This window comes from Metallibacterium sp., assembly GCF_054637675.1.
In genome coordinates this window covers 1-4224 of record NZ_JBTSRB010000095.1, presented here as the reverse complement: position 1 = coordinate 4224, position 4224 = coordinate 1, and the positions used below count along the sequence as shown (strand labels likewise).

The 4224-nt window shown below is 65.4% G+C and carries 3 protein-coding genes; all 3 read right to left on the bottom strand.

Annotated features, from left to right (window positions below; all coding sequences use genetic code 11):
• Positions 1-730 (bottom strand): hypothetical protein (locus ACYDAT_RS15750; protein WP_461451351.1); only part of this gene is annotated, 730 nt, incomplete at its 3' end.
• 144 nt (positions 731-874) lie between these two features.
• Complete coding sequence (locus tag ACYDAT_RS15745; protein WP_461451349.1) at positions 875-1675, bottom strand: ankyrin repeat domain-containing protein; 801 nt, start codon at positions 1673-1675, stop codon at positions 875-877.
• Positions 1672-4224: lipase family protein (locus ACYDAT_RS15740; RefSeq protein ID WP_461451347.1), on the bottom strand; the 2553-nt coding region annotated here is incomplete at its 5' end. The genes ACYDAT_RS15740 and ACYDAT_RS15745, both read right to left, overlap by 4 nt.

The window sequence follows — 4224 nt, the reverse complement described above, 5'->3', positions numbered from 1 at the left end:
GCGTGGTCGAGGACACCGTGCCGCTGGACAACTGCTCGGTCTGCTGCACGGCGATGCGCTGGCCCAGCGTGTCGTACAGCGAGGTGTCGGTCGCCGGGGTGTAGCCCGTGGTCGAACTGCTGCCCGCGGTGGCCTGCTCCAGATAGCCATCGCGCTTGAGATAGCTGACCGTGTAGTTGGCCGTGAACTGGTTGGGCACGGTGTAGCTGTAGCCGGTCAGGTTGCCCTCGGCGTCGTAGCTCTGATTCGTCGTCGCACTGGCCAGGCTGAGCTGGCCGAAGAAGGCACTGCCCGGCGCCGGCAGCGGGCTCGGCACCGTCTCTTCGTCGGCGACGGTCAACGTGCCCAGGTTCTCGATCTTGTTGTCGGCAATCTGGTACCACTGGATGCCGCTGCTCACCGGCCGCGCGTAGCTGGCCTGCGCGGTCACCTGCCCATCGGCGTTGTACGCCGTGTCCTGCGCCGACTCCAGCCAGCCGCCCACGTTGACCGTGGTCCACACCGCGTCGCCGGACTGGTAGTACTTGTAGGTCGTGCCCGGCATGAAGTACTGCGTCGTCGCCAACAGGTGGCCGGCGGCGTCGTACTGCTGCGTCGACTCGATGCCGTTGTCCGTCTGCCCCGCCGTCAGGTCCACCTGATACCACGTTCCCGTGCGCTCGCCGCGCAGGTCGTAGCTGAAACGCTGCGCCAGCAGATCGGTGCTGCTGTTGCCACCGATCGTCTCCACGCTGACCACGTTGCCGGCCGCGTCGTAGCTGTTCTCGTAGCTCGGCGCCGTGCCGGGGCCGGATTGCCCAGCACGATGGCTCCGTTGACCAACTGACCGTTGGCGATGTCGCAGGTCAAGAAATTTCAGCGCGTCGCGTACAACTTATGGGTAACTGCCTCCGCCACTGGACGATGCGCTTGGCGGCCATCCGACATGCGGCGGCGGCACGTTGGAATGAAAGCCCTTTGCGGCGAGAAGTTGCAAGACCTGAAGCCTAAAGACATGCATCGGATCGTTTGGAGGAACTCGCCTGACGTACACATCATTCGTAAGATCTTGCAAATTGTAGTCGTACCCATGCTTCAACAGCATTTCGACCACATCGAACTTGGCCAGTGCTGCGGCATCCGTGGCAGCCGTATTGTTGCCCGCGTAATGCTCGTTGACGTCTGCGCCATGTTCGAGCAGGAGCTTCACGTTTTGCATTCGGTCCTGCTCGATCGCGGACGAAAGTGCTGTTTCAAATCCACTTGCGGCCTTGATATTTGGGTCGCCCCCATGCGCCAGCACCATCGGCAACCATTTCGGATCGCTACTGCCGGCCGCAAGCCAAGTCACCGACAGATCACCCTCCATCTTGTAGTTAGGGTTCGCACCCAGATTCAATAGCCGCTCCGCACCTCGATGGCTGTGGCAAGCCGCCATGGTCCAGGCAAGCACCGTTGTGTCCCGATAGCCTGTGGCGTTGACATTCGCGCCCTGCTTCACCAAGGCATCGATCTTCGGGAGGTCGCCGTGACAGGCTGCCTCGACCAGCGCCAGCGTCTGCGGATCCTTGAAGACGTCCGCTGCATTCTTGCCGCTGATCTCCACTTCACTGCACCCCGCTGCCTGCATCATCATGGCCATCATCCCCAGCGCGATCAATGCGCGCCATCGTGTCGTGGATTCCATGAGCTTCATGGGTTGGTGCCTCCGCTAGGACCCATCAACTGGTTGAGCTGGTAGTTCAGCGCATGCGCCACTTCGACGATCGAGTGCAACGCGAACATTTCGCTGGGATTGTAGTCCTGATACCACGGGATCGGCGCTTCGCTGTTGGGCGTCTGGCTGTTGAACAACACCGGCGCCAGCTCGATGCGCGTGCCCTCGGCTGACGGAGCAGGGCTATAGTCCTGCAGTGTCGACAGCAGCTCATGATCGACGAAGTAGGCACTGACCAGCTGCGGCAACTGCTGTACGTAGGGCGCATGCGCGCGTGCAAACGTCGCGTCATTCACCCCCGCTGCGTTGAAGGTGTAGGCGTGCAGCCCGGTGATGGCGGATTGCAGCGTCGCCAGCCCACCACCCAGCGAGTGGCCGGTGAATACAACATTCGTGAACCCAGTCTTGGATATTGCCTGTGCCACCTTCGCCGCCTCGTCGTATTGCTGAGAATCAAGACCGAATCCCTGCTCAAAGTTGTTTCTCCAGTCCGGCCCCAGCAGGCCACCTTGCGTCCCTCGATCGGCGATGATGAAGTTCTGGTCGAGCGGACTCAGCGGGCCCTTGTCGGCGTACACCGCCGAGAAGAACCCGGATGTTGGGTCTGAGAGCATCGACGCGGTCAGCACACTGCCCAGCTTGCTCTGGGCCAATCCTTCGCTGCTGAGTCGCGTGATGCCGTTGGGCAGGATCTGCGGGATGGACTGATTGAAGTACACGTCCTGGCTGATCAACGCGGTGGTCAGCGCGGTGATCTCCGCTTGCAGCGGGTAGTACCTTGTGTCCAAGGGAGACATCGTGGCCAATTTCGCGCTCATTTGATTCACGCGTGCCGTGATCGGCACCAGGCCAGCGATCTGCCAGGCGCCTGTTGCCGCATCAAGCGGCGTGCCGCCCGCCGCGGTGCCTTGGTCCAGCGCGCTCCAGAAAGCTGCCGTCGCGTTGCCGCTGAGCGTGCTGCCGGTGGCTGTCTCCTTGGCATAGACTGACTGCTGCTGCGCTGCGCTCTCCATCATCATCGGCGCGGCAGCCAGCTGAGTGGCCAGTGCCAGTGCCTGGGCCGGCGCGAGCCCGCGTTGCAGCAGCAGGGTGTAGTTGTCGTGCTGCGTGGGCGACAGTGCGGCGATCGCCTCTTGCTGTTGCTGCTGCTGGTACTGCACCTGCCCCTGCCGGTAAGCATCGACGCCCGAGAGGTCGTTGCCGATGGCGTTGCCGAAGGCGTCCCCCACGATGGTGCCGTAGCTCGGTGCCGCCTGCCCCAAGGCCAGGTCCACATTGCGCCCGATCACCCCGCTGGTCAGGCCCTGGGCGATGTCGCCCGGCATCGTGTTGGCGGTGAGGCTGAGATCGCCCAGCACCTTGGGCGCGAGGTCGGCCGACAGCCCGGCGGCCAGCGACGCCGCCGCCACGCTGGCCCAGCTGAAGGCCCCGGGCAGCCCGACGATGCGATTGGCCGCGATCCCGGCCAGATCCATTGCCCCGCCCTGCAGCACGGCGTTGCCGATGTCGCCCTTGGCGATCGACTGGTACAGGTTGTTGCTCCCGGCCAGATCGCCCAGCCCGGCGCTGGCCATCCCGGTCAGGCCGCCGGCCAGCGCCTGTTCGAGGCTGAAGCCCGCCCCATCGCCCAGCGCCTGCCCGGCCAGTTGCCCCGCCACGCTGCCGGCAAAGCCGCCAATGCCGGCGGCCAGCAGATCCGTGCCGAGGCCCAGCGTCGCGCCCCCGGCGGCTGTCAGTGTCCCGCCCGTCAACGCCGCCGCACCGATTGCGCTCACCGTGCTGCTGCCCGCAGCCGCCGCCGCACCCGTCGCACCGACGCCAGCCGCGGTGGTGCCTGTGGCCTCCGCGCCCAGCGCTTCGGCCGCCGCGCCCGCGGTGTAGACGGTCACCGCAATCGTCACCGCCACCACGATCAGGGTGGTCAGGTCGTTGCAGTGCTGCTGCGGCGGCGGCGGGATGTAGGCCAGCGCCGGCGTGGTGCTGCCGATCCGCTGCAGCGGGTTGTATGGGTCGAACGTCTGGCTGCTGTTCTGCTCGTTGCTCACCGCCGGCAGCTTCAGCGTGGTGCCGGCGATGAGGTTGATGGCGTTGCCGCTGCTGTCGAGGCTGATGGCGTTGGCATCGGCGATCACGTACCACAGCGTGGCGTTGCCGTAGACGTTCTGCGCGATGCTCTGCAGCGTGTCCCCGGCCTGCGCCGTGTATTCGTTGCTGCGGGCCGTGGCGGCCGGCGCGCTCAGCCCGTCGCTGAGCTGGATGGTGCCGGTCGCACCCAGGGTGGCGATGCCGTGGCCCTCGGCATACACATCGTGCTGCGGCGCCAGCGCATCCGGATTGGCCGTGGTCGCTCCGGCCAGCGCGGTGAAGGTGGCGCTGCTGCCCGTGCCGCTGACCGTGCCGTCGGTGCGACCGAGGATCTGACCGCCACCGTCATAGCTGTACACGCGCGTGGTCGCGGACACCGTGCCGCTGGACAACTGCTCGGTCTGCTGCACCGCGATGCGCTGGCCCAGCGTGTCGTACAGCGA